This window comes from Ornithinimicrobium ciconiae (assembly GCF_007197575.1).
In the GTDB taxonomy this organism is placed as follows: domain Bacteria; phylum Actinomycetota; class Actinomycetes; order Actinomycetales; family Dermatophilaceae; genus Ornithinicoccus; species Ornithinicoccus ciconiae.
Genome location: NZ_CP041616.1, coordinates 2,128,742 through 2,151,232 on the forward strand (window position 1 = coordinate 2,128,742; position 22,491 = coordinate 2,151,232).

At 68.7% G+C, this 22,491-nt stretch carries 19 protein-coding genes and 2 pseudogenes; 8 read left to right on the forward strand and 13 right to left on the reverse strand.

Annotation, left to right across the window (positions count from 1 at the left end; all coding sequences use genetic code 11):
* Window positions 1–114 precede the first annotated feature (114 nt).
* Window positions 115–1,428 carry a hypothetical protein gene (locus FNH13_RS09695; protein ID WP_143783255.1) on the forward strand — a complete coding sequence of 438 codons (1,314 nt, stop codon included), beginning with the start codon at window positions 115–117 and terminating at the stop codon, window positions 1,426–1,428.
* A gap of 646 nt (window positions 1,429–2,074) precedes the next feature.
* On the opposite strand, the gene FNH13_RS09705 is transcribed toward FNH13_RS09695, so the two are convergent.
* Window positions 2,075–2,428 (reverse strand): ATP-binding protein, encoded by a 354-nt coding sequence (locus tag FNH13_RS09705; RefSeq protein WP_321169233.1) that lies wholly within the window; start codon window positions 2,426–2,428, stop codon window positions 2,075–2,077.
* Between the two features lie 86 nt (window positions 2,429–2,514).
* Here FNH13_RS09705 and FNH13_RS09710 point away from each other — a divergent pair, with 86 nt between their 5' ends.
* On the forward strand, window positions 2,515–3,534 hold the full coding sequence (locus FNH13_RS09710; protein ID WP_143785053.1) for an IS30 family transposase: 1,020 nt from the start codon (window positions 2,515–2,517) through the stop codon (window positions 3,532–3,534).
* Here the strand turns inward: FNH13_RS09710 and FNH13_RS09715 are convergent.
* Entirely contained in the window at window positions 3,492–3,995 is a 504-nt protein-coding gene (locus tag FNH13_RS09715; RefSeq protein WP_228266333.1) for an ATP-binding protein, read from the reverse strand. The two genes, FNH13_RS09710 and FNH13_RS09715, sit on opposite strands and share 43 nt — an antisense overlap.
* Window positions 3,992–5,556 (reverse strand): annotated as a pseudogene (gene istA / locus FNH13_RS09720) (IS21 family transposase). Before istA ends, FNH13_RS09715 begins: the two are co-directional and overlap by 4 nt.
* 292 nt (window positions 5,557–5,848) lie before the next feature.
* Between istA and FNH13_RS09725 the strand changes: the two are divergent.
* Window positions 5,849–6,388 carry a transposase gene (locus FNH13_RS09725; RefSeq protein ID WP_143783256.1) on the forward strand — a complete coding sequence of 180 codons (540 nt, stop codon included), beginning with the start codon at window positions 5,849–5,851 and terminating at the stop codon, window positions 6,386–6,388.
* Window positions 6,389–6,891: 503 nt separating this feature from the next.
* Here the strand turns inward: FNH13_RS09725 and FNH13_RS09730 are convergent.
* Window positions 6,892–7,662 (reverse strand): hypothetical protein, encoded by a 771-nt coding sequence (locus tag FNH13_RS09730; RefSeq protein ID WP_143783257.1) that lies wholly within the window; start codon window positions 7,660–7,662, stop codon window positions 6,892–6,894.
* A gap of 425 nt (window positions 7,663–8,087) precedes the next feature.
* On the opposite strand from FNH13_RS09730, the gene FNH13_RS09735 reads away from it, so the two are divergent.
* The gene (locus FNH13_RS09735; RefSeq protein ID WP_143783258.1) at window positions 8,088–8,501 is read left to right on the forward strand and encodes a helix-turn-helix domain-containing transcriptional regulator; all 414 of its coding nucleotides are present in this window, start codon (window positions 8,088–8,090) and stop codon (window positions 8,499–8,501) included.
* A 7-nt stretch (window positions 8,502–8,508) separates the two neighbouring features.
* Here the strand turns inward: FNH13_RS09735 and FNH13_RS19285 are convergent, their stop codons facing one another.
* Together FNH13_RS19285 and FNH13_RS09745 are read right to left on the reverse strand one after the other, a co-directional pair.
* On the reverse strand, window positions 8,509–8,706 hold the full coding sequence (locus FNH13_RS19285; protein ID WP_202878744.1) for a hypothetical protein: 198 nt from the start codon (window positions 8,704–8,706) through the stop codon (window positions 8,509–8,511).
* A 288-nt stretch (window positions 8,707–8,994) separates the two neighbouring features.
* Complete coding sequence (locus FNH13_RS09745; protein ID WP_228266334.1) at window positions 8,995–10,122, reverse strand: tyrosine-type recombinase/integrase; 1,128 nt, start codon at window positions 10,120–10,122, stop codon at window positions 8,995–8,997.
* 539 nt (window positions 10,123–10,661) lie between these two features.
* On the opposite strand from FNH13_RS09745, the pseudogene FNH13_RS09750 reads away from it, so the two are divergent.
* Window positions 10,662–11,582, forward strand: a pseudogene (locus FNH13_RS09750) (flavin-containing monooxygenase); the annotation flags it as partial.
* 136 nt (window positions 11,583–11,718) lie between these two features.
* Here FNH13_RS09750 and FNH13_RS19555 read toward each other — a convergent pair.
* Window positions 11,719–12,837 (reverse strand): helix-turn-helix transcriptional regulator, encoded by a 1,119-nt coding sequence (locus tag FNH13_RS19555; protein WP_143783261.1) that lies wholly within the window; start codon window positions 12,835–12,837, stop codon window positions 11,719–11,721.
* 162 nt (window positions 12,838–12,999) lie between these two features.
* Between FNH13_RS19555 and trhA the strand changes: the two genes are divergently transcribed.
* Window positions 13,000–13,641 carry a PAQR family membrane homeostasis protein TrhA gene (gene trhA / locus FNH13_RS09760; RefSeq protein ID WP_228266335.1) on the forward strand — a complete coding sequence of 214 codons (642 nt, stop codon included), beginning with the start codon at window positions 13,000–13,002 and terminating at the stop codon, window positions 13,639–13,641.
* A gap of 1,008 nt (window positions 13,642–14,649) precedes the next feature.
* Here trhA and FNH13_RS09765 read toward each other — a convergent pair.
* Window positions 14,650–14,913: a GlsB/YeaQ/YmgE family stress response membrane protein gene (locus FNH13_RS09765; protein ID WP_143783263.1), complete on the reverse strand. Its 264-nt coding sequence runs from the start codon at window positions 14,911–14,913 to the stop codon at window positions 14,650–14,652.
* 73 nt (window positions 14,914–14,986) lie between these two features.
* Window positions 14,987–15,676, reverse strand: coding sequence for a winged helix-turn-helix transcriptional regulator (locus tag FNH13_RS09770; RefSeq protein WP_143783264.1), 690 nt, complete (start codon window positions 15,674–15,676; stop codon window positions 14,987–14,989).
* Window positions 15,677–15,878: 202 nt separating this feature from the next.
* On the opposite strand from FNH13_RS09770, the gene FNH13_RS09775 reads away from it, so the two are divergent.
* Window positions 15,879–16,967 carry a class I SAM-dependent methyltransferase gene (locus FNH13_RS09775; protein ID WP_143783265.1) on the forward strand — a complete coding sequence of 363 codons (1,089 nt, stop codon included), beginning with the start codon at window positions 15,879–15,881 and terminating at the stop codon, window positions 16,965–16,967.
* Between the two features lie 383 nt (window positions 16,968–17,350).
* Complete coding sequence (locus FNH13_RS09780) at window positions 17,351–18,385, forward strand: lactonase family protein (RefSeq protein WP_143783266.1); 1,035 nt, start codon at window positions 17,351–17,353, stop codon at window positions 18,383–18,385.
* A gap of 1 nt (window position 18,386) precedes the next feature.
* Here FNH13_RS09780 and FNH13_RS09785 read toward each other — a convergent pair whose 3' ends face one another.
* Genes FNH13_RS09785 through FNH13_RS09800 form a run of 4 tightly spaced genes read right to left on the reverse strand, consistent with a single transcriptional unit; the run spans window position 18,387 to window position 22,391 of the window.
* Window positions 18,387–19,259, reverse strand: coding sequence for a glycosyltransferase family 2 protein (locus FNH13_RS09785; RefSeq protein WP_143783267.1), 873 nt, complete (start codon window positions 19,257–19,259; stop codon window positions 18,387–18,389).
* Window positions 19,256–20,269, reverse strand: coding sequence for a glycosyltransferase (locus FNH13_RS09790; RefSeq protein WP_143783268.1), 1,014 nt, complete (start codon window positions 20,267–20,269; stop codon window positions 19,256–19,258). The genes FNH13_RS09785 and FNH13_RS09790 overlap by 4 nt, the downstream gene beginning before the upstream one ends.
* Complete coding sequence (locus FNH13_RS09795) at window positions 20,266–21,330, reverse strand: glycosyltransferase (RefSeq protein WP_143783269.1); 1,065 nt, start codon at window positions 21,328–21,330, stop codon at window positions 20,266–20,268. The genes FNH13_RS09790 and FNH13_RS09795 overlap by 4 nt, the downstream gene beginning before the upstream one ends.
* Window positions 21,318–22,391: a glycosyltransferase family protein gene (locus tag FNH13_RS09800; protein WP_202878745.1), complete on the reverse strand. Its 1,074-nt coding sequence runs from the start codon at window positions 22,389–22,391 to the stop codon at window positions 21,318–21,320. Before FNH13_RS09800 ends, FNH13_RS09795 begins: the two co-directional genes overlap by 13 nt.
* Between the last annotated feature and the right edge of the window lie 100 nt (window positions 22,392–22,491).

The window sequence follows — 22,491 nt, forward strand, 5'->3', positions numbered from 1 at the left end:
CTGGAGAGGTCTACCTTGTGGGCGGTGTGTGAGAACTCCGATCATCGGAAGGCCTCGGCCCTCACCCCGTCAGCGACGCGCCGACCCAAGCGCGCCGCCACTACACTCTCGTTTGTGATGATCCGCTATGGTTCCCGCATGAACTCGGGAAGGCGCGGACCAGTGGCGGCGTGGACCTACGCCGCGACTTCCATCCTGTTAACGGGGGTCTTGGCTGGCTGCGCGTCAACCGCGAAGCCAGACAGGCCTCAAGGTGATTACCGAGATGCCCAGCCGACTGCGGCTGTCCAGGAAGTTCAAGAGGTCCCCGATGACTACGGGCCTGACCACTATGGCCTGGGTCCCGGTGGGCAGGCCGCGGGGGACAATTCCCATTATGGTGTGGGTGCGGATGTGCAAGTTGTTGGCGACGGACCTGGTGATGGTGTGGTTCCTCGGGGCGCCACGAGCCGAACCCACCCAGCGAGCTTTAATCAATGGTTGGAATACAGTTACAGCCCGGAGTACACCGATTCTCGACTGCATGTTCGCCTTGGCTTACCCAAGGTCGCAAGTCCGGGAACAGCCGAGACCATGGGTCTTTTCGCCCCGGACGGTTATCATGTCGTTCACATTCCCGTAGAGCTGTCCATCAATGACTCTTCTGGTTGGCTTCGTCGGGAGATTGGCGACGACAGGCTGGCTCAATGGGTCCACGTTTCCTACCTGTCTTCATCGTCCGCCGACATGTCCTCTGAAGTAGTCCTGGAAGATCAGACTGCTCTGTCAAGCATCACTGCCTCCGACTTGGGGGACGGGACTGTGACTGCTGGTCACTACGTGATGGTTGTGCCCAACGATACGGACGGGACTACTGGAATCTGGCGCATCGACTCCTTTAGCCAGACGCATTGGGTGCATGCTGGAGATGTACAGGCAGAGGATGAGCAAGCGAAAACCCAAAGTGACGACTCCTTGTGCTACGACACTATCGGCAAAGAGAATCTTGCCGCGATCCTTGGCGCAAGCGATCCGACAGAGATCCTTGGCCAGGGGGGCGACCCGGAGTGGGAGGACGGAGAGCTTGGATGTTACTTCTTTGTGGAACGCGACCGCGGCGCGCCGCGCATTCACATCGATTACGGATTCAAGGCAGGCATTTCTCTTCCGTCTGGTTGCACGGATCGACCGCTCGAAACGGATGGTGTTGGCTCACAGGAGGGTGTGATCGACGGACTGAGATACTCAGGCTTTGATGGTGGCGACAGGGGAGCCACTGGCTATTGGGCTCAGGAGTGTAACCGTCCTGAAGGTGAGCCACGATTTGCCGTAATGATTGTCGGACCATTTGGGGGTGCCTACGATGTGGAGACAGGCCTAAGGGTGCTGCGGGACGCTCTTAATCACCGGCAGGAGTGGGACTCCCTGTTTGCCTCACTCAGAGGTTAGCTAGCAAGTCCACCGGTCGGGCTGGGACGCAACATTTGACTCGGTCGTGATCTAGTCTCAATCCTTCACCGGTCTCCGTTGGCCGGTGTCGCCGAGGGGTTGGTTGGACGCGGGTCCGGGAGGGCACCGCGGGGCGTCACGTCAATCCAGCGCAGCCGGGCTCGCACCCGCACACCGGCACTTCGGATCAGCCACTTCCCGTGCCCGCACCCACGACACTACCGCCATCCCGGGCCCGGCTCCCCGGGCCACGCGCCGGAGCCGTCAAGGTGCAGCGCCCCACCGGACGAACGACCTAATGGGCGTGTGAGCCGGCCACCACTTCGAACGACATGGGCCCTTGAGCCCCTCGTCAAGACGTGAGGGCCCGCTCACTGCACGTCACGCTTAAGGGCGACCCACCGAGCCAGCTCCCGAGCGCGGAGTGGCATGACGCCGGTAAAGATGTTCGTGATCCGAGCCACCTGCGGGATCAGACCCCTCGCCCTAACCGGAGCCATCGAGGCTCCCACCGGGAACGGGGCCCCACGGGTCGCTGAGGTCACGTGTCAAGGGACAGTGGGACTTCCCTGTAGGCGGACAGTAGATCTCCGTGGTGGCGGACAGTTCATCTCCCTGTCCGCGGTCGGCTGATCTCCCGGTGGGTTTAGGTCAAGGGGATCACCCCTCGTCCGGTGGTGGCCTCGGCCAGGCGGAGGGAGGTGCCCTCGGTGATGATGACGTGGGCGTGGTGTAGCAGCCTGTCGACGGCGGCGGTGGCCAGGGTTTTGGGCATGATCGTGTCGTACCCGGAGGGGTGCAGGTTGCTGGTGACGGCAAGGGATCGGCGTTCGTAGGTGGCGTCCACGAGCCGGTAGAACGCTTCGGCAGCGGCTTGCCCGGAGGGCAGCATCCCGATGTCGTCGACGACGATCAGCTCGGCGCGGGTGATGCGGGCCAGGACCTTGCTGATGGAGCCATCGACCGCGGCCCGCCCGATGGCGGCGGTGAGGGATTCCAGGGTGAACCAGGGGCAGTGGAATAGCGTCGTAGCAACACCCCTGGTTGGCGGGGGCGGGCCAGGAGGATGGCGTGGGGCAGCGACGGATGCTGACGGTGACTGATCGGGTGGAGATCTCTACGGGGTTGAAGGCGGGGTGGTCGATCCGGGCGATCGCGGCCCACATCGACCGGGCTCCGTCGGTGGTCTCTCGGGAGATCAGGCGGAACGCGACCAAGACACTGGGGTACCGGCTGGTGCACGCGGACGTGAAAGCCGAGCGTGCCCGGGCTCGCCCGCAGGTCGGGAAAGTCGCCTCTGACCCGGTCCTGAGGGCACGGGTGCTGGCTGACTTGGTCAAGGGCCGTTCGCCGCGGGCGATCGCCGGACGGCTGGCTGCCGAGGCCGACGACCCGGGCCTGGCTGTGGTGGCCGGGTCTCCGCCGGGGCAGGGTAGGAGGGTGAGTCATCCTGCTGTGTACTCCTACGTGTACGCCCTGCCACGGGCCGAGCTGATCGCCCACGGCATCCGCCTGGACTCCGGGCGGGTTCGCCGCAAACCCCGCAAAGCCCCTGGTAAACGCCCTGGACCCATCATCGGGATGGTCTCTATCGATGACCGTCCCGCCGAGGTCGCCGACCGTAAGGTCCCCGGACACTGGGAGGGCGATCTCATCATCGGCAAGGCCGGCGCCACCGCCGCCGCCACCTTGGTGGAGCGCACCACGAGGTTCACCGCGATCCTGGCGTTGCCGTTGGGCAAGACCGCTGACGGGGTCGCCGACGCGCTCATCGAGCACACCACGGTGCTGCCGGCGATGTTCGCCAAGACGCTGACCTGGGACCAGGGAACCGAGCTTGCCCGGCACGCCCACATCACCGTGGCCACGGACATGGCGATCTACTTCGCCCACCCGCACTCGCCCTGGGAACGGGGAACCAACGAGAACACGAACCGGATGATCCGCCGGTACCTGCCCAAGTCCACCCCGATCACCGACCACCAGCCCTACCTGACCGCGATCGCCGAAGAGCTCAACGAGATCCCCCGCAAGTGCCTGAACTGGCGCACCCCACGCGAGGCCTACGACGCTCTCCTGACCAGTGCTGTTGCTTCCACCCCTTGACACCGCCAGGACACCCGCATGCCTTCGTCGATGACCTTGTGTGCCAGGGCCTCGACGAAGTGTGTCTTGCCGGTGCCCGAGGGGCCGCTGATGGCGAGGTTCTCGGCTCGTCCGACCCATTCCAGGGTGGTCAGCGCGGACTGGGTCGGGGCCGGGATGGAGGAATCAGCCTCGCGCCAGGAGGCCAGGGTCTTGCCGGCCGGGAGGCCGGCGGCTTTGCGGCGCATGGCCTTGGTGGCCTTATCCCGGCCGCGGACCTCCTCATCCAGCAGGACCCGGAGCACCTCGGCGGGGTCCCACCGTTGGGCCTTGGCGGTGGCCAGCACCTCGGGGGCGGCGGTGCGTAGGTAGGGCAGCCGCATCCGCCGCAGGAGCTGTTCCAAGTCGCCCGGTAGCGGTGGCGCCGCCCCGGGGCCGCTGGTCTTTGTCGCGGTCGTCTTCGCCGTTGTCGCGGTGCTCATCGGGTGCTCCCGGTGGTGAACCCGGACCACCCGTTGGTGCCCGGTTGGGTGGTGGCTTCCTCGTCGGCGATGACCAGGTCGGCGCTGGCTCCGCCGGTGGCCAGGTGGTCGGCGATGCTGGCCAGGTCACCTTCGGCGAACCGGCCAGCCGCCGCGGCCACGCCGAGGGCGACGTCGGTCAGCTCGGTGCCGATCAGGGCCGCGAGCTGGACCGCATCAGCCATCTTGGCCCGGATCCGCACGGTCCCGGCCGCGGAGGCCTCGACCAGCCACGCGCGGGCACCATCGCCCAGGGCCAGGAACGTGGCCTCGGCGTCGGTGCGTGCCCGGGGCTTGGGTGCCCGGGGTGTGCCGTCCGGCTCCTGGGGATGGTCCGGGTAGTGAGCAGGCTCGATCCTAGGGTTGCCCGGGGTGGAGGTGGTGTGCCGGGCGACCTCGACCAGCCCGGCCCGCCCGTGCGCCCAGGCCGGGGCGACCGGTAACGCGGCCAGGTCAGCGACGATGACGAGCTCGGTCCCGGCGACGCGGACCCACACCTGGGTACCGACCAGCCGGGCGGAGTCGAGTAGCGCACCGAGTTGTACCGGATGGTTTGGTCGGTGCCGACGGTGCGTGCCAGGCCCAGGGCCATCGTGTGCGGCGCCGACGGCAGGGTGTGCAACCTGGACCGCTCCACCGCCAGCGCCTGCTCGGGGATGCGGGCGGACTCGCGGTGCTTGCGCCCGTTGACCTTGGCCATGAACTCGCCACAGGCCGCTTCCAGCTCGCTGAAGGAGGCGTACTGCTCGCCCAGGTTGGCCTCGGTCGGGACCAGGTCGGCCTTGGCGATCTTGACGGTGGCCTCGGTCCCGCCCTTGGACTCCGGGTCGAACGGGACACAGGTGTGGACGGTCGTGCCGTAGTGCCGGGCGACTTTCACCAGCTCAGGGTGGCACACCGGGACACCCGCGACGTGATCGATCGTGACGGTCTTGGCGTTGTCGGTCAGCACATACGCCGGGACCCCGCCGATCGTGCGCAACGTGGCATCCAGGCACGCCACCAGCGACGGCAACGTCTGGTCCCAGGTCGGGATCACCACCCGGAACCGTGACCAGGCCACCCACGCACAGAACAGCAGCGTGGCCCGCAGCTTCCCGTCCGGGCCAGCCACCCTGGGCCCCTGACCCCAGTCGAACTGCAACCACAACCCGGGCTCGCTGATCCACGGCCGGTAGGTCCGCCGGTTCCCCGCCCGCCAAGCCGCCTTGGCCTCCGCGACCGCGCGGCGGGTAGTCCGCTCGGTCCCGGTAAAGCCCAGCCCGAGCAGTCGGGCGTGGATCACGTCCGCGCGGGCCTTACCGCTGGAGCGCTCCACCCATTCCTCGATCTTGGGCAGGTGCTCATCAATGATCCGCGGCCGCCGGCCAGGACCGGTCACCGGTGCCCCGCTGTCGCGGGCGGCGACGTACCGTCGCACGGTCTTGGGATCCACCCCGGCCAACTCCCCAGCCGAGTGCGCACACTCAGTGGAATCGAATGCTTCCAAAATCTCCATGATCTCCCTGTCAGACTTCTTCATGCGTCCCTCCGGTGGGGCTGCTCGTTAGGTGGTCGAAGACCTCGAGCACATCCCCGGAGGGGCGCTTTCGTCGGGACCGACACGGCCCGGTCCCATAGCCACGGGCAGGGAGATCAACTGTCCGTCAGCAGGGAAGTACGTGTCCGCCTACAGGGAGACTGGCATGTCCGCTAGCAGTCACGAACTGCTGATCGGATGGCGGGCCGCCGAGCCCTTCCATTAGGGAGTCGCGTGACCCCGGCGCGGCCTTGGGCCGACGCACAGCAACGAAGAACGACGAAAGGAGAGCACCATGAACGTGTTCTGTGGCATCGACTGGGCCGAGGACCGGACCCAGGCGCACGTGGAGGACCGGATCAAGGAGTTGAAGGCCTGCGGGGACAACCGGCTCCCTTCGACGTCCTACGCCCGTAACAACGCCTGGCTGGCGCTGGCCGCCCACGCCGTCACCGTCCTGTCCTGGCTGCGCCTGCTGGCTCTCAACGACGACCTGGCGATCGCTGAGCCCAAGACGCTGCGGTTCCGGCTGCTGGCCGCGCCCGCCCGGTACGTGCGCCACGCCCGCAGACGGGTACTGAAGATCCCCACCGGATGGGCCTGGGCCCCCACCTCGCCGACGCCTTCGAACGGCTCCGAGCGCTGCACCCGGCCTGACCCGGTGTGCCCCGTCCACCCACAACCTCAGCACACCGGAGCAGTGGAACCCGGCGCCTACCCGAGCGGATCGGGCCTCCGGCCTGCCCACGGCGACCCGACCGCCGTCCCGGACGCCTTCGCGCCCTCCACGACGCGCCTCAGCGCCTCGCGACACCCACGTGAATCATCGAGGTAGAAGCCAAGGCTGGAAAGTGCGGCGAGGACGAACGCGTAGAAGATCTCCTTCGGGTGCTCCCGCAGGGCGGTGGCGAGGGGGAACCGGACGACCTCCTTCTTGGCGTGGGCCGCCCTAGAGACCGGGGTTTCATCGACCCTGAGCTGGATGTACAGGCCGACCAGGGCGAACAGTCCGCCGAGCAGGAAGGGGATCCGCCACCCCCAGGCCGAGAACGTGTCCGCGCCGAGCGTGTTGGTCAGAAACAGGGCCGCGACGCCCGCTTGTCAGATTCGCGGGCCGCACGGGGCCGTCGACCAAGGACCTGTCATCGTCGCTACAGCGATGTCACGACAGTCGGCGTGACGAGCACCCGAGTCGCTGGTAGCCCATTCCGCCCATTCTCTGGATCGACGCTGGGCACCGCCGCGGCGTGGACCTGCTGCAATCTGGGCGGATCGACGCTGCCCCAAAGTGGGCGAAGTGAAGCACTCTCTCGCGTGTGACTCGCACGTCGAGCCCGGTCACAGAGTCGACCGACGGAACGCTGCGAGGTCGGTGACGGCCTTGGCTGCACGGCGACGGACAGTCCGTGCCGACGCGTCATAGTCCTCGGCGACCAGCTCAGCCACCGAAGGGGTCATCAGGCCACCCCGGCCCCGTCGTCCGGGTACGTTGAGCCGGGCCGCCTCGTGGGCGACGTCCATGAGCAGGGCGCGGTCTTCGCGTGTCAGCGCGCCCATCGCGGCGGCGTCCTCAAGAAACTCAACCAGCTCGCGCTCAGGGTCTGGCCCGCCATCCAGGCCTGGCATCTCGGGGACCGTCCCCATCGGGACCGCCGATGCCCAGACGCGGTCGCGACGCACCGCTGCGTCACCGACCCCGAGGTCGGCCATCACGTCGCGCCGGGTCCGGGCTAGAAGCGTGGCTGCGACGCGCCGCGGCGGGTCGCCATGGTAGGTCCGAACCGTCAGCCACAGCTGTCCGGCGACGAGAGCGTCGATGTCGAGGGAGAGGTCGGCGAGCTGCCGAGCCAGGTTCACCGCGCCCGGGACCAGGAGCCAGGTGATCACGGAGACCGCCTCCACATGGTGTGCGGCCGTCCGCGCGAGAGCCGCCAGCACCTCATCCCGTGCTTCCGGTGAGGCCTGATTCAGCCAGGGCGGCAGGTCGAGCAGATCCGCGACGACCGAGAGGGCTGGTTCGATCTTGCCCCAGTCCTCCCAGTGATCCCGAGCCCACCGCAGCGGGGGTCGTTCGTGCGTGTCCACCCCAAGACAGGTCGCTACGCTCATCGTCGTCTCCTTCCACACCGGGTCGATGTGGACCAGACGATGACGTGAGGACGCTCCCGGATTCGTCCCCCCCAAGCGCCCCCAACGGCGTCCCCCGCAACCCGCCTGGCCCGCGTCCGTCACTCCAGTGGCCGACGTTTCCGCAGGTCACAGCCCGCCCCCAGCGCTCCCCGGAGCGTCCCCCCGGATGTGGGCGAACCTTCCCACCCAACCGCCCACGTCACGTATCGCCGCAGGTCAGAGCGACGCCCCCAAGAAAGTCGGCCACGTCCCCAAGAAAGTTGGTGACGGAGAGGTGGTGCGGGCCACGTCGAGGCCCACGACGGCTGCTCAGTCCAGAGGCCAGCGGCAAGAGGGCACTCCTCGACCAGGCCCGTACGTAGCCTTTATGTTACGTTGGCTGGGTGATCAGGAAGGTGAAGGGTATGAGCAAGCACACCGCGTTCTGGGAGGACCTGAGCCGCGACCTCCAGGACCCGGAGTTCCTCCGCGATTACGTCGTCGAGTCCATGCGCATCTCGACCATCGACTCGGTCGTCAACGCCATCGACGACGCGCGCGAGGCTGCGGGGCTGTCCAAGGCCGAGTTGGCACGGGCCATCCAGAAGGAACCAGCGACCATCCGTCGCCTTCTTTCCTCCGAGAGCGCCAACCCGACCCTGGGCACGCTGGCCGAGGTGGCGGCAGTCCTCGGGTTGCGCATCACCGTCGAGCCCATTCCCGAGGCCGAGCGCGGCCAGATCACTCAGCCCTTGCTCGAGGGTCGGGCAGCTGACCCTATGAAGCTTGCCGAGCACCTGGAAGAGTTGCGTCGGCCCAGGACGAGGCTGCCGGCCTGACGGCCCGTCAGATCACGGACCGCGGGTTTCGCTTGCGGTACTCCACACCCAGCCTGCGGACCGCGGTGTAGTCGGCATCCGACAACGTCGTCCGGAACGGCTTGTCTCGCCCGTCGACGACAACCAGGAGCGGTTTGTCCTCGCCCTTGGACTCGTAGTCGAGGAGGCAGAAGAGCCAGTAGTGGTGACGTCCCGGCCCGTCCATCCGCAGCTCGAACCATCCGCTATGTCGCCCTTCGTCGCCTCCCAGTAACCGCCGCCGGCGAACCGCTTCGGTGGCGCGGTCGCGACGGCCACCGGGCCGGCCCGCATCTTGGCGCGCACTCCGGCCGGGTAGGAGTCCAGCGCATCGCGGCCCGGAGCACGCCGGTCCGGGCCATCGTCCTTGTGTCGCTTGAAGAAGACGATCGCATGCGGATCGTCCGACGACGGAGCGGTGCGCACCGCAGGTGCCTTCGACATCGGCGTGGACGCCTTGCGACGACCACGACGATCAGGGCTCATCCGAAAGCGTCCTGCCGTGCAGCTCTGACAGCCGCCGCGCGATCTCGGCGTCGCGGTCGGCGGCGGCGTGCTGGTAGCGCATCGCCGCACCGGGGGTGGAGTGGCCGAGCCGGCCCATGAGCTCGGCAAGGGTTGCGCCGGTCTGGGCGGCGAGGACGGCCCCGGTATGGCGCAGGTCGTGCCAGCGCAGGTCCGGGCGGCCGGCGGCTCTCCTGGCTGGGTAGTAGACCTTGTAGAGCGTCGATGGTGCCATGTGCCGGTTGCTGTCGGCCGCGGCGGGGAAGAGCAGCGCGTCCTTGCCGGGCGCGGTGTGCGCAGACAGATGTTCTTTGACCGTAGCGAGCAGATGTGGCGGGATCGCGACGTCACGCACGCCCGCATCGCTCTTGGGTGGGCCGACGATGAACTGGCCGCCGACCCGCACGACGCCACGACGGACCTTGACCCGCCCGGTGCGGAGGTCCACGTCAGCACGGCGTAGTTCGGCCAGCTCGCCGAATCGCAGCGCACACCAGGCGGCGAGCAGCGCCATGAGCTGGTAGCGGTCGGGCAGCTCCGTGACGATCGTCTCCAGCTCCGTCAGGGTCGCCGGCTCCACGTGGTGGGCTCGCTTGGCGTTTCCGGCGCCGCGGATGTGAGCCGGGTTGTACGGGATGAGGGGAGTGGGTCGCACGGACGCGGCTCCGGCGAGGATCGTGCGCAGCAGGCTGTATGCCTGTGCCCTGACGGTGTCCCGGCCCGGAGCCACCTGGTCGTACCAGGCGTTGACGTCCTCGTGTGTGATCCGGTCGATGCGCTCCTCGCCGAACGTCGGGTAGATGAACCGGTCCAGCAGCATCCGGTACTGCTGACCGGTCGTCGGGCGCAGCTCGCGCCCACGCGTCCGGCGGGTCTCCAGCCACAGCTCGGCGTATGCGCGGAACGTCGGGGACTCCCGTCGCCGTGCCCCTTGAGCAGCGGTCTGAGGGGCCCATACCTCCATCCCGATCTCGGCTCGGCGCGCGGACAGCCAGGCGATGGCGTCGTCCTTGGCGTCGAAGGTCATCGGCGCCCGGTAGAGACGACCGTCAGGGCCGGTGTAGGCAGCCCGGTAGCGCCCGGATTTGAGCCGCTCCACGCGCCCGAACCCACGTCTGGACCGATGGTCGGTGCGAGTCAACTTGTGTCCTCCCAGTATCGCCTTTCGAGGAATAAACGAGGAACAACGGCGTCCAAACCTGTCCAGACCCGTCCATTTGTGTCCCGCGCTGATATGCCCTCTGACCTGCGAGTTTATCACCAAAGTGGACGGCGGGAAGGGGTTTGTGGTAGCCCCCTCTTTCAAAAGTTCAAACCCAGTATCGCCCACTTCCAAAACGGCTGGTCAGACGGTATTTCCGCTGACCAGCCGTTTTCTTATGCCCGCCATGTGCCCGTTTGGTTCTCGTTTCCGGGCATGGGCAGGGGTCCCAGGACGTGCGCAGGGCTGGGCACGAGCACCCACGAGCCGCACATGTCCGACTCGAACCCTCGCCTGCGTGCACTGTCAGAGTGATGCCACCCAGGGCCGGGAGAAGTCCGGCTGGCAAGACCCCCCACCTGAGGGATGGTGCGCTCGCCACCCTGCGAGGACGCTTGACTGCACGGCCGAGATTCGGCCGACAGATTGGGAGCGTCATGGACGAAGAGGTGCTCATCATCGGCAGCGGGCCGGGGGGCCTGAGTTGTGCGGCTGAGCTGCGCGGCCGCGGCGTGTCGGCAACGGTGCTGGAGCGCGGGTCGGAGCTGGCCAACGAGTGGGTTGGCCGCTACGACGCCATGCGGTTCAACACCAGCCGCCTGCACTCCTCCCTGCCCGGGTCCCCGTTCCCCCGGGAGTGGGGCCAGTTCCCGACCCGCGACCAGTACCTCACCTACCTGAGGGCGTATGCCGAGGCGCACCAGGTCTGCGTCCGCACCGGGGTCACGGTGACCCGGGTCGAGCGGGACGACGACGGGTGGCGCCTGGAGACCAGCACGGGTCCCGTCCGTGCCCGGCACGTGATTGTGGCGGCCGGTCTAGCCCACAGTCCGGTCACGCCGGGCTGGGCGGTGGACAGTCCCTTCACCGGGCAGGTGCTGCACGCCCGCGACTATCGCAACCCCGAGCCGTTCGCCGGACAGGACGTCGTGGTGGTCGGCGCGGGGTCGACCGGGCTGGAGATTGCCCACCAACTGGCGCGCGGGGGCGCCGGCCGGGTGAGCCTGTCCTTCCGGACCCCACCCAACATCATCTTCCGGGTGATGGGCGGTGCACCCTCGGACCTGCCCGTCCCGCTGTTCCTGCACCTGCCGACCCGGCTCGTGGACCGGATGTTCGCCACGATGCAGCGGCGGGTCGTCGGCGACCTCTCTGCACACGGCCTGCCACCGGCCACCGAGGGGGCGATCACCGGGCTCAAGCGGCGCGGTGCGGGCACAGCCGTCATCGACAAGGAGGTCGTTGACGCGATCCGTGAGGGCGCCTTCACCATCGTGCCCGAGGTCACCGGCCTGGACACCCACGGCGCGCGACTCGTTGACGGACGCCAGGTGGACTGCTCGGTGGTGATCCTCTCGGCCGGCTACATGACCGGCCTGGAACCGCTCGTCGGTCACCTCGACGTGCTGGGCGAGCGCGGGATGCCGACGGTCGCCTCGGGCGACGAGGCACTGCCGGGGCTCCGTTTCGTGGGTTATGTCTATCGGCCCGGACTCACGGGTTTCGTCGGGCGACAGGCGCGACGGATCGCACGCGAGATCGCGGCTCGTGAGAGAGCAGGGCGGCGAGCTCGGGGCGGCTCGACACCCCGAGTTTCGCGAAAACCGACTTCACGTGCCCGCGCAGGGTCGCGGGGGTGATCCACAGCTGCTCGGCGATCTCCGCGATCGACATCCCGACGAGCAGCAGCTGGGTGACCTCGCGTTCCCGGTCGGTGAGTTGGTGCAGACTTAGCAGGAGCGGTGCCAGGTCCGCGCGCTGAGCGGGCTCGAGCACCAGCGCCGTCGTGCCACTGCGCTCGCCGTCCGAGGCGGCGAGCCGGGCACCACGGATGATGAGCCACTCGCCGCTGCGCGACCGCGCCCTGGCAAGCGCGGGACGGTCGCTCCCGTGCTCATCCTGGCGTGCGCCGTCCGCCAGGGACCGGGCCCGCTGCGCCACCTCGTGGAGCACGATGGTGGCGTCCACCTCCTCCGGTGGGCCCAACCACTCCTGCGCCTGCGGGGTGAGCGAGACGACCGCGCCGTCGTCGTCCAGCACGATGAGGGCGGGGGCATCGACCGGATCGCCGCCGGTCAGGTCCCCGAGCAGATAGCAGGTGCGGATGCCGTTGCCCAGGTGCGGCGCAATGGCCGCGATCAGCTCGACGTCCTTCGAGGTGAAGAAGGGGTCCTCTGCGGCGCGGGTGAGGCAGGCGTGGCCCCAGGCGACCCGCCCGGTGGCGAAAACAGCCCGCAACTCGTCGCCATAGCCGTTGGGCCCGTAGATCTGGGCCCACCGGGCGCTCCGGGCCAGGTCACCGTCGGTGCTCGCGCTCAACGCGACCGCCGCGACCCCGTCGCGAGCCAGCTCCCAGAACTTGTTGATGTCCTCCACCGTGAGCTCGCAGGCGATCAGGTCCCGGTGCAGGCTGTGGTCCACGTGCTCGGCGTAGACGCCGGTCATCAGCATCGTGTCGGGGTCGATCAGGATCCAGCCACCGGCGGCGTAGGGGACCTCCTCGCGCACCAGATCGGCCACCCGCTCGAAGAGGTCCAGCGGGTCCTGGGCACGCGCGCAGATCCCGGCCACCCGCTCGATGAGGCGGTCCCTGGAGCTGCGATGCGGCAGCATGATCCTGCCATTCTGCCTCGGGAAGCGTCAACGGTCCAGTTCCTATCGCGACGGCATACTCTTGAGAAGAATCGGCCCAGGTTCGACGATGGCTCTTGAGAGGAGGCGCGTGAGGTGGAGGCCGGGAACGTGAGTGGGGTCAGTCGGGATGGCAGCGTGCACGTGACCGACGAGCGGTTCAACACTTTCTCGCACCTGTTCGGTGCCGTTCTGGCAGTCGCTGGTGCTGCTCTGTTGATCGCCTTGGCGGGGGAGCAGGGGGACCCGTGGAAGATCGTAGGGTTCAGTGTCTACGGCTTGTCACTGATCACCTTGTTCGTCGCGAGTGCTCTGCACCACGGCATCGACCACAGCCCGGGCGTGAATTCGCTCTTGCGCACCCTTGACTACACGTCAGTCTTCTTCCTGATCGCCGGAACGGTCACACCACTGGTCCTGGTGCTCTTCCGCAACACCTTCGGGTGGACCGTGTTCGGAGTCGTCTGGGCGATCGCGATCCTCGGCATCGTGGCGCGGTCAGTGTGGCGCCAACTGCCCAAGTGGGTGACCAATACGCTCTATATCTCGCTCGGTTGGTTGACGGTCTTGCTCGTGGGTGCCGACCCGTCGGCGCTGCCTCCCGGGGCCATAGCACTGATGGCGGCAGGCGGGATCGTCTACAGCGTGGGATTCGTGATCTATGTGGTGGAACGGCCCAATCTGCGTCCTGGTGTCTTCGGGTTCCACGAGTTGTGGCACACGCTGGTCGTCGTGGCGGCTGCCTTGCATCTGTTGCTCATGTACTTCTACGTGCTCCCGGCCTAGCCAGGGCGGAGGGACCTGATGCACTGTGCCGCTCGCCTTCATGAGGGCTGGTGGACCTAGGCGGCCGGGCTCGCCGGGACCGCATTCCGGGGGAGGGGTGGCTCCCCTTACGGCCCGCACACTTGCTCCCTCCGAAGAGGCTCTCGACACCCCGCTCGGCCCGCCAGATCTCTCCGACGAACTGGGGCCTGCTACCCGGCGCTCCGGTACCTACCGGGACGGGACTCACACCCGCTGGTCTGGCACAGCTTCCAGGACGCACGCGCCCTGGCCACGCCCTACGACAAGCTCGCCCTGACCTACCGAGGCGGCGTCGTCCTCCGCGCATCACGATCTGGCTCCGCGCGCTACGGTAGATGGCATTGAGGCAACCGGGACGCGGGCACCCCGGAGACCGTGGAGGTGGTCAGGCATGACAGGACCCGGCACCATCCAGCCGCGCGTACGTGACTCGCAGTTCACTGTGGGTATAGCGGTGGTAGCCGTGCTCGCCATCCCTGTCGGCCTCGGCCTCTCCATCTTCGGGTTCTTCGGCTGGTGCGTTGGCCCCTTGATCCTCGTCGCCGGCCTTGTCGGGCAACACCTGCGGCGCGGATGGGCATTCTGGGCGATCTGGATCGGCTTCGGGCTGATTCTGGGAGCGCTGGCATACATCACCATGGGTCTCCTTTCCCCCGACGGCTCATCATCCGACGGCACTACACCGCCATACGCAACGTCGGGACCACCGTCAGGACCTTAGGGAGACACGCCCAAGGCCTCACTTGTACGGTTGCAGTCCCTTCACGTCCACCCCAACGCAGCCGCGTGACCCGGTCTCTGCGACGAACGGAACGATCATGGCCGAAGGGTCCTCCATGGCGAATTCCAGATGGTGAATTCCAGCGCCGCGGTCACCTGTCGGTGGCAACCCAGCAACCTGGGCGCACCCAGTGCGCAGCGATACCGCGGGGGAAGAAGGAGTCACCCGGGACTCTCGCTCGAGGTCAAGGGTCTCGGCCGAGCTGCTCAGCCCCGGCGACGACGATCTGTGACGTACCGCCAGGTGGCAGTGACGATGACGGCACCCACCAAAGAGCCGATGATGCCGCTTGGACGAAGGGCCAAACCGTCACCCGCCAGTGTGCTACTGAGCAGACCGCCGACGAAGGACCCCACGAGTCCGGCCACGACGGCCATACTCCAGTCGATTCCCCGGCTTCCTCGACCAAGCAGCAACTGGGCACCGGCTCCTACGAGCATGCCGAACAGGATGAGACCGATGATCAACATGAGCGGAGTTTAGGGCAACTCTGTTCGAGGGAAAAAGCTAGGTCGCGGTAGGCGAGCCCGGCCTCGTCCGCGACTACACAGTGGGGAGTGACGGACGTTCGATCCGGGCGAAGGCGGACAGGCTCAGCCACGCGGGGAGGGCAGCCTGGGCCGAGGCACTGCCCTCCAGTCGCAGCCCGTGATCCCGCTGGGCATGGGCCCAGCTCACGTCGCCGCGCCACACGCGGACCATGGTGCGGAGCGGGCCGGTCACCTGCACGGTTGTCGGATAGCCGGGGTCGAAGTCGCACAGTTCGACGTCATCTCGGTGGACGACCATCCACCAGCGATCATGGCCGCGCGCAGGGAGGTCGGTGAAGTGGAAGCTCATCACGGTGCGACCGTCGGGAACCGTCTCGAGCGCCACGTTGCGTCGGATGTCCCACATGAGCAGGTGCGGGTCCAGGTCCTCGTCCCCGAGCTGCGTCATCCAGCGGATGCCCCACGCGCCGAGTGCCTCGATGACCGGTGCCAGGGCGCGACCGCCAGGGGTCAGCTCGTAGCGCACCCGGCCGCCGTCCTCCTGTCGCAGGAGGATCCCCGCACGGGCCAGGTCGCGCAACCGCTTGGACAGGAGAGCAGGGGACATCCGTGGGACACCGCGACGCAACTCGTTGAAGTGGTGGCTGCCGGAGAGCAGCTCCCTGACGATGAGCACGGTCCACCGCTCATCGAGCAGCTCCATGGTCTTGGCGATGGGACAGAACTGACCGTATCCGTGCATCTCGCGCCTCCCATCCAGCAGCCTACGCGCGTTGGGGACGCCCGGACCAGAGTTGTCGGTGCCTGTCGGCTCACGCACCCGCAGCGAGGTCAGGAATGATACAGATCGAGAACCGGAGCGGTTCAGAACTGGCACTGTCCGGGACGTATGCCGGGGGGTCACCGTGGAGGGAGCACGTTCACCCGTCACAGAGGAGTTCCGCATGTCCACCACGCTTCCTGCTCCGGCCACGACCACCGGCTCGGCGGAGTCCGCCACAGCCCCGCCGCTGACCGACGGACCGACGGTGCCCGAGCAGGCTGGCGTCCTGGTCGGCAACGTCGCCGGCTACATGGCGACGCGCATCATCGCGATCGGCCAGAACGCCGGCTTTCTCGAGGCCCTGGCCGAGCACCCAGGACTGACGGTCCGGCAGCTCGCTGACAGCCGAGACACAGACGAGTTCTACACCTCCGTGTGGTGCCGGGGAGCGTTCGGTGCAGGCGTCCTGGAGCGTGCGGGCGAGGGCTACCGGCTGGCCCCCCACCTGGCCACGCTTCTTCTCGACCCGACCTCGCCCGCCTATGTCGGCGGCATGTTCCCCCTGGTCCAGCAACCGGAGATGTTCGGCCGGTTTTCCGAGACGCTCGTGTCGGGAGAGCGGATGTGGTGGAGCGACACCAGCCATGCCTGGATCGATGCGGTCTCCGGGACCGGCGGACCGTTCTACACCAGGCTCGTGCCCGGCGGGCTCGCGCTGGTCCCGGGCCTGACAGAGCGACTCGCAGACGGCGGCCTCATCGTGGACTCGGCCTGCGGCGCGGGCACCGGCCTGCTCCGTCTTGCCGAGCACTTCCCGAGCTCCCGGATCATCGGCGTCGACGGTGATTCCCACTCGGCGGCGCGTGCCCGGCAGCGGGTCGTGGACGCCGGCCTCATCGACCGGGTCGAGGTGCTGTGCCAGCCGCTGGAGCAGATGGAGCTCCCGGCAGAAGCCGCCCTGGTGGTCAACAACATCTCGATGCACGAGTGCCGGGACATCGACCTGACCACCCGTCGGGTCCTGAGCGCGCTTGAGCCGGGCGGCTGGTTCGTCGTCTCAGACTTCCCGTTCCCGCAGTCGGACGAGGGCCTGCGGACGGTCCCGGGCCGGATCATGTCCGGGATCCAGTTCTTCGAGGCGCAGATCGACGACCAGCTGCTGCCGACGTCCGCCTACGACGACCTCCTGACCCGGCACGGGTTCACCGACCTGGGCACCGCGGACCTCACCCCGGTGCACGCCCTCACCTGGGGACGGCGCCAGCTCTAGCCGGTGCCGCTGGCTGGCCCGGAGGCCGTCCACGGGAGCGACCCCGTGGCGCTCCGGGCCCACCGCACTCCGGGCAGCATCGAGCGCGAAGGGCCAGCCGGGTGGACAATGACGCTGTGAGACCGACGGTCTCGGACCGGCTGCAGGGCCGGGGCGGCCTCGTCGTGGGGCGTGACGAGGAGCTGCGCCACGCCCAGACGCTGATCACCGGCGAGTCGGGGCAGGTCGCTGATGCGGGTGACCGCACTGCTCGACCCACCCCAGTCGTTGCTGCGCCCGGAGGTCGCCGCGCGGGTGTTGCGGCCAGGTGGACGGCTTCAGCCGGAGGGCGGTGGACGTGCCGCTGGCGACCACAATTCTGAACACCGTCCTATGGTGGACAGGTGAGCGAACTCATCCTGATTGCCAATGCCGACGACGGCTCCATCAGCGCGCTGCGCCTGCACCGTGGCGAGGCTCCTCGGCTCGAGGTGCTGAAGACCACCACGGGGCTCACCGGGTGCAGCACCTTCGCGGTGGACCCGGACCGCGACCTGGTGCACGCGGCATACAAGGGGGATCAGCCCGGGATCGCCACCCTGCGCCTGGACCGCACCACGGGGGCGCTCGAGGAGCTGTCCCGCACTGCCAGCGAGCACAGCATGACCTATCTGTCGCTGGCGCACGAGGGGACTGTGCTCCTGGGCGCGTCCTACGGCGGCGGGTCGGGGCGTGCCTGGCCGGTGCAGCACGAGGAGCAGGTCCGCCTCGGGGAGTCCACACCGCAGGTCAGCTTTGCCAACCTGCACTGCGTCGTGCCAGCCGCCGCAGAGGGCGGCCCCGTCGCCTACTTCGTCTCCCTCGGTGACGACCTCGTCGCACAGTTCAACCTGGACGCCAGCGGCACGCTGACCCCGCTCGATCCGCCCACCGTGGCGGCGCCGCAGGGCTCGGGTCCGCGGCACCTGGTGGTGGACGGCGACCATGCCTACCTGGTGACCGAGTTCTCCGGCGAGGCGATCCGCTATGACCGGGCTGCCGACGGCTCGCTGACTTCCGGTGAGGCGGTCAGCATCGTCGACCCACGGCACGGACTGGCGCACAGCCGGCTCGGTGCGGACCCGGTGCAGGAGCACCTCGTCTGGGGCGCAGACCTGCACCGTGCCGGATCATGGCTGATCACCTCCGAGCGCAGCTCCTCCGAGCTGGCCTCGATCCCCGTCGACGCCTCCGGGCGGCTCGGCGAGCCAGCCCACTTCGCACCGACTCAGCAGCAGCCGCGCGGCTTCAACGTCACGGCAGACGGACGATTCGTGGTGAGCGTGGGGGAGAGGTCCACCCGCGCCGAGCTCCTCCGCGTCGAGGATGATGGTGTCCTCACCTCGCTGGGAACTGCCGAGATCGGTCGCGGCCCCAACTGGGTGCGCATCCTGGAGTGAGTCACTCGGGCCCGTGCGTGAGCACCAGCCACTCCTGCGTGTGCGGGTCCTGCTCGGCCAGGCCCAGCCTCTGGAACTGCTCCAGCCAGTCGGCCATCGGGAACCAACCCCACCGTCGGCGGAACCGGTTGGCATTGGCGACGATTGACGCCAGGTGCTGCAGGGGCGGCGTGGGGGAGGGATGGTGCTGGTGGAAGGCGGCCGCACCGCCGACCCACAGCAGTTGACCATCTGCTGCGCCCAGCCGCTGCCCGAAGTCGGTGTCTTCGGCCCCGTAGCCGACATAACCCTCGTCAAATCCGCCGAGCCGGACCCAGTCGGCCGTCCCGACGGCGAAGGACAGCGACCAGAACAGCCGCAGATCCTGTCCGGGACGCACCTCATCGGCGGCAAGGCTCGGCCGGGCCGGATGGGGTCGGGCCAGAGCCGCCAGGTCGGCGCGGCGGTAGTCGCGCGGGTGTGCCACCGGGGGCAGATAGGTCACCTCACCCGCGAGAACGGTGGGACCGGGTCGTGGAGACGTGGCCACGGCCGCCAGCGTCTCGGCATACCTGCGCACCAGCGTGGGAGAGGGGATGCAGTCCACGTCCAGGAAGATCAGTACGTCTGCCCCGGCCTCGAGGGCCGTGCGCGCCCCGACATTGCGGGCAGCCGCCAGAGGCAGCCCCTCGTGCGCACCCGGGATGCTGGGCACCAGTGTCTGGGTCACCTCCGGAGTCCAGCCGGTGACCACCGACGCCACCTCGGGGTCGTCCATGGCCACCACGACACACAGGTCCGGCGGACGCTCCTGCCGCCCGAGTCCCCACAGCAGCCCTGTCAGGTGCTCCTGACGGCCGTGCACGATAGTGATCACCGCGATCCGCTGCGTCATGCCGACAGTCCGCTGGGACTCAGACCCCACCGGGTCAGGTGAGAGGCGGCCTGGCGGGCGCCCTCGCCGCTGGACCAGCGCCCCCAGCCGTCGCCGCCCAGCCGGGCAGCGCGCTCCACCAGGGCCACCCACTGGTCCGCCGGGGGCCACTGGGACAGCCCCACGGCCAGACCCAACCGCTCCAGGGCCGCCACCGTCGCCTCCTGCTCCCCGAATGGACGATCCTGGGCAACGACCACCGCGGGCCGACGCGCTGCCGCGACCTCCGCGACGGCGTTCTGCCCACCGTGACAGACCACGACATCCGCCGCCCCCAGGTCGGCCCACAGGTCGACCGAGGGTGCCGAGCCAGGGCGCCGCTCCACCCACTCCCAGCCCGGCGTGGCGGCAGCGGCTTGCGCGACGGCGGCGTCATGGACCGAGCGTCCACCGCTGCCCCACACCACCAGCACCCGACGCCGGGTCCGGGGCCCGGGCTGCGGGAGCGGTTCTCGCCCGTCGAAGCGGGAGATGCCCCCGACACACCACACCTTCTGCGACCAGTGGGCCGGCCAGTCGTGACCGTGCGCCGCCTCCGGCCACGGCGCGAGCAGCGCCGAGGCGGAGTCGTAGGCGAGCTGATGCACCCGGTCCGTGCGCAGGCCCGGGAGGGCGACGACCACCGTCGGCACGCCCATCAGCCGGGCAAACAGTGCGACCTCGACGGACACGTCGACCACCAGCAGCCTGGGGCGGTGCCGATGGACCCACTCCGCCAGCTGGCTCATCCGGTGGCTGAGCCCCGGGTGTCCCAGCGGCGCCCAGTGCAGCACGCCACCGGCGGTCACGTCCATCGACATCTCGGCGCCCGGTGCGTCATCATGCGCCAGGTGCGTCCACGGTCCGCTCCACGTGGGCGGGCGGGGCAGCGAGCTGAGCCCCCAGACCACCTCCTGCTCCAGGTGGGCTGCGATGGACTGCAGCCGGGTGACGTGACCAGCACCCTGATGGTGGGCGTAGTAGCCGATCACGCGGCCCGTCCCGGGCTGAGCAGTCGGGAGTAGACCTCCAGATAGGCATCGATCATCCGGTCGATGGAGCAGTGCTGCTCCGCCTGGCGGCGGCAGGCCACGCGGTGCAGGCCGGTCGCCGCATCCACCTGACGTGCCGCCTCCGCGACGTCGCCTCCTGGCACGAGCACCCCGCAGTGCGGTGGCACAAACTCTGGCAGGCCGCCGCGCTCATAACCCAGGACCGGTGTCCCACAGGCGAGCGACTCCGCGGCGACGAGTCCATAGGGCTCGTCCCACACCGGCGTCACCAGGGTCGCCGCACTCTGACCGACCAGAGCGGCCAGGTCCGCCGTGCCGAGGTGTCCGAGATACTCCGCGTGTGGTCCCAGCAGCGGGCGAACCGCACCCTCGAAGTAGTCGCGGTCCGCTACCGGGCCCGCGAGCCGGATCCGGTAGCCGGCGCGTCGGGCGATGCTCAGGGCCTCGTGCGGTGCCTTCTCCGGGACGAGCCGGCCGAACCAGACCAGGTCGGATCCCCCGGGCCCCGGCCGCCACGCATCCACGTCGACCCCGTTGAGGACCACATCCGGTGTGGTGACGTGCCGCCAGGACCGTGCGGTGTGCCCGCTGACGGCGACGAACTGGGCACGACGTTGGTCCATCAGTCGGATCGCCGGCTCCAGCCACGGCGTGGGCGGGGTGTGCAGGGTCGTCACCATGGACATCGGCACGGTCGCGGCCAGGGCGATCGGCAGATAGTGCAGGCTGTTGTTGTGGATCAGGTCCACGTCCGTGCGGTCCCGCAGCTCGAGCATCGCCTGCAGGTAGGAGTGGTGCTCGCGCAGCCACCGCTCGGCCGGCATGGCGACGTCACGCCGCGCCGCGTCGCTGAGGTCCAGCGGCTCGACCAGGATCTCGTGGGCCCCGAGATCGGGGTCAGTGCCGGGACCGGAGAACAGCGTCACCTCCACCCCGCGCTCGCGCAGGCCCCGCACCAGGTGCCAGGTCAGCGACTCCAGGCCGCCGGCGAAGGGCTCTCGCAGTGGGTGGCTGGCCGCCGCGAGGATCACGACGTGCACGCCACGCTCCCTGCCAGGACCCGGGAGTAGAGCTCGTGGTGTGCCTGGGTGAGGAAGGCGCGCTCCCTCGCCCGCTGGTCCGGGTCAGCACGCCAGTCCGGCCGCTGCTCGTATGCCGTGAGCAGGGCCTGTCCGAGACCCTCCCGACGCGCGTCGTCCGGGCCTGCCGGAAAGCTCAGGCAGGGACGCTGGTCGGCGTAGAAGCCGCAGTCCGGCGCCGCCACGACCGTGCCCAGGTCGTAGCAGGCCTCCAGCCAGCCCGAGTGGGTGCCGAAGCGATAGGGCAGGACCGACACGTCCAACCCCTGCAGGTAGTCCCACAGGTCGGCGTCCGAGAGATAGTCGTGCACGTGCAGGTCCACCTCGCCGGCTGCGGCGAGCCCACGCAGCCGCTCGGCCAACGCCCTCTCATAACGGGGTGACCCGGGGGTCATCACGTCGGTGTGGGCATTCACCTGCAGGCGGGCGCCGGGCAGGTCGGGCAGCACCTCCACGACGGTGTCGATGTCGAACAGCGGGTCCATACTGGCGCGCACGCTCTTGGCGTGCACCCCGATGACGAAGCCGCTGCGGCGCGGCCGGGGGCGACGCAGCCTCGGCTCCTCCACCACGTGGGGATGGGGCAGGACGTGTGCCTCCCGCTCCCAGCGGCGCCGGATCTCCTGTGCCGCCCCCGGCGTCAGGGTGATCAGGGCGTCGGCACCGGCCACGAGGACGGCCAACTGCTCTTCGTGCAGCCCCGGCTCGCTGTGGTGCGGGTTGCGCAGGTCATGGACGGTCAGGACGAGGGGCTTGCCCGCCGCGCGCAGCTCGCGCACGAGAGCGGTGAGCTCATCGGGCGAGACGGCGTCAAACCCGAAGTGGATGTGCATGACGTCAAACTCGTCAGCGTGCTCGCGCACCCAGTCCGCGTCGAGCATGCGCGGTGGCCACCACTGGCCGGCGGGCAGCCCTGGTCCGGGCGAGGGATCTGGCAGCCGGATGACGCGGTGGTCGGGGTCGACCGACAGGTGGCGGACATAGACGTGCGCGGACGGCACCGACGCGACGCGAAGCACCATGGAAAACTCCAGGGGGGCCGGAGTGCGGGCGCAGGGTGTCACTGCCTCACACTCGGGTGGTCACGGCACGTTGCTGAACCGTGAGGTCACCGTAAGCACG

What these genes read in the sequence shown, in the direction of transcription:
- FNH13_RS09710 (WP_143785053.1), top strand. Translation starts at nt 2,515, where the DNA reads ATGCTGACGGTGACTGATCGGGTGGAGATCTCTACGGGGTTGAAGGCG.
- FNH13_RS09775 (WP_143783265.1), top strand. Translation starts at nt 15,879, where the DNA reads ATGTCCACCACGCTTCCTGCTCCGGCCACGACCACCGGCTCGGCGGAG.
- FNH13_RS09715 (WP_228266333.1), bottom strand. Translation starts at nt 3,995, where the DNA reads ATGAGCACCGCGACAACGGCGAAGACGACCGCGACAAAGACCAGCGGC.
- FNH13_RS09735 (WP_143783258.1), top strand. Translation starts at nt 8,088, where the DNA reads ATGAGCAAGCACACCGCGTTCTGGGAGGACCTGAGCCGCGACCTCCAG.
- FNH13_RS09730 (WP_143783257.1), bottom strand. Translation starts at nt 7,662, where the DNA reads ATGAGCGTAGCGACCTGTCTTGGGGTGGACACGCACGAACGACCCCCG.
- FNH13_RS19285 (WP_202878744.1), bottom strand. Translation starts at nt 8,706, where the DNA reads ATGGACGGGCCGGGACGTCACCACTACTGGCTCTTCTGCCTCCTCGAC.
- FNH13_RS09765 (WP_143783263.1), bottom strand. Translation starts at nt 14,913, where the DNA reads ATGTTGATCATCGGTCTCATCCTGTTCGGCATGCTCGTAGGAGCCGGT.
- FNH13_RS09770 (WP_143783264.1), bottom strand. Translation starts at nt 15,676, where the DNA reads ATGCACGGATACGGTCAGTTCTGTCCCATCGCCAAGACCATGGAGCTG.
- FNH13_RS09800 (WP_202878745.1), bottom strand. Translation starts at nt 22,391, where the DNA reads ATGGTGCTTCGCGTCGCGTCGGTGCCGTCCGCGCACGTCTATGTCCGC.
- FNH13_RS19555 (WP_143783261.1), bottom strand. Translation starts at nt 12,837, where the DNA reads ATGCTGCCGCATCGCAGCTCCAGGGACCGCCTCATCGAGCGGGTGGCC.
- FNH13_RS09785 (WP_143783267.1), bottom strand. Translation starts at nt 19,259, where the DNA reads ATGACGCAGCGGATCGCGGTGATCACTATCGTGCACGGCCGTCAGGAG.
- FNH13_RS09725 (WP_143783256.1), top strand. Translation starts at nt 5,849, where the DNA reads ATGAACGTGTTCTGTGGCATCGACTGGGCCGAGGACCGGACCCAGGCG.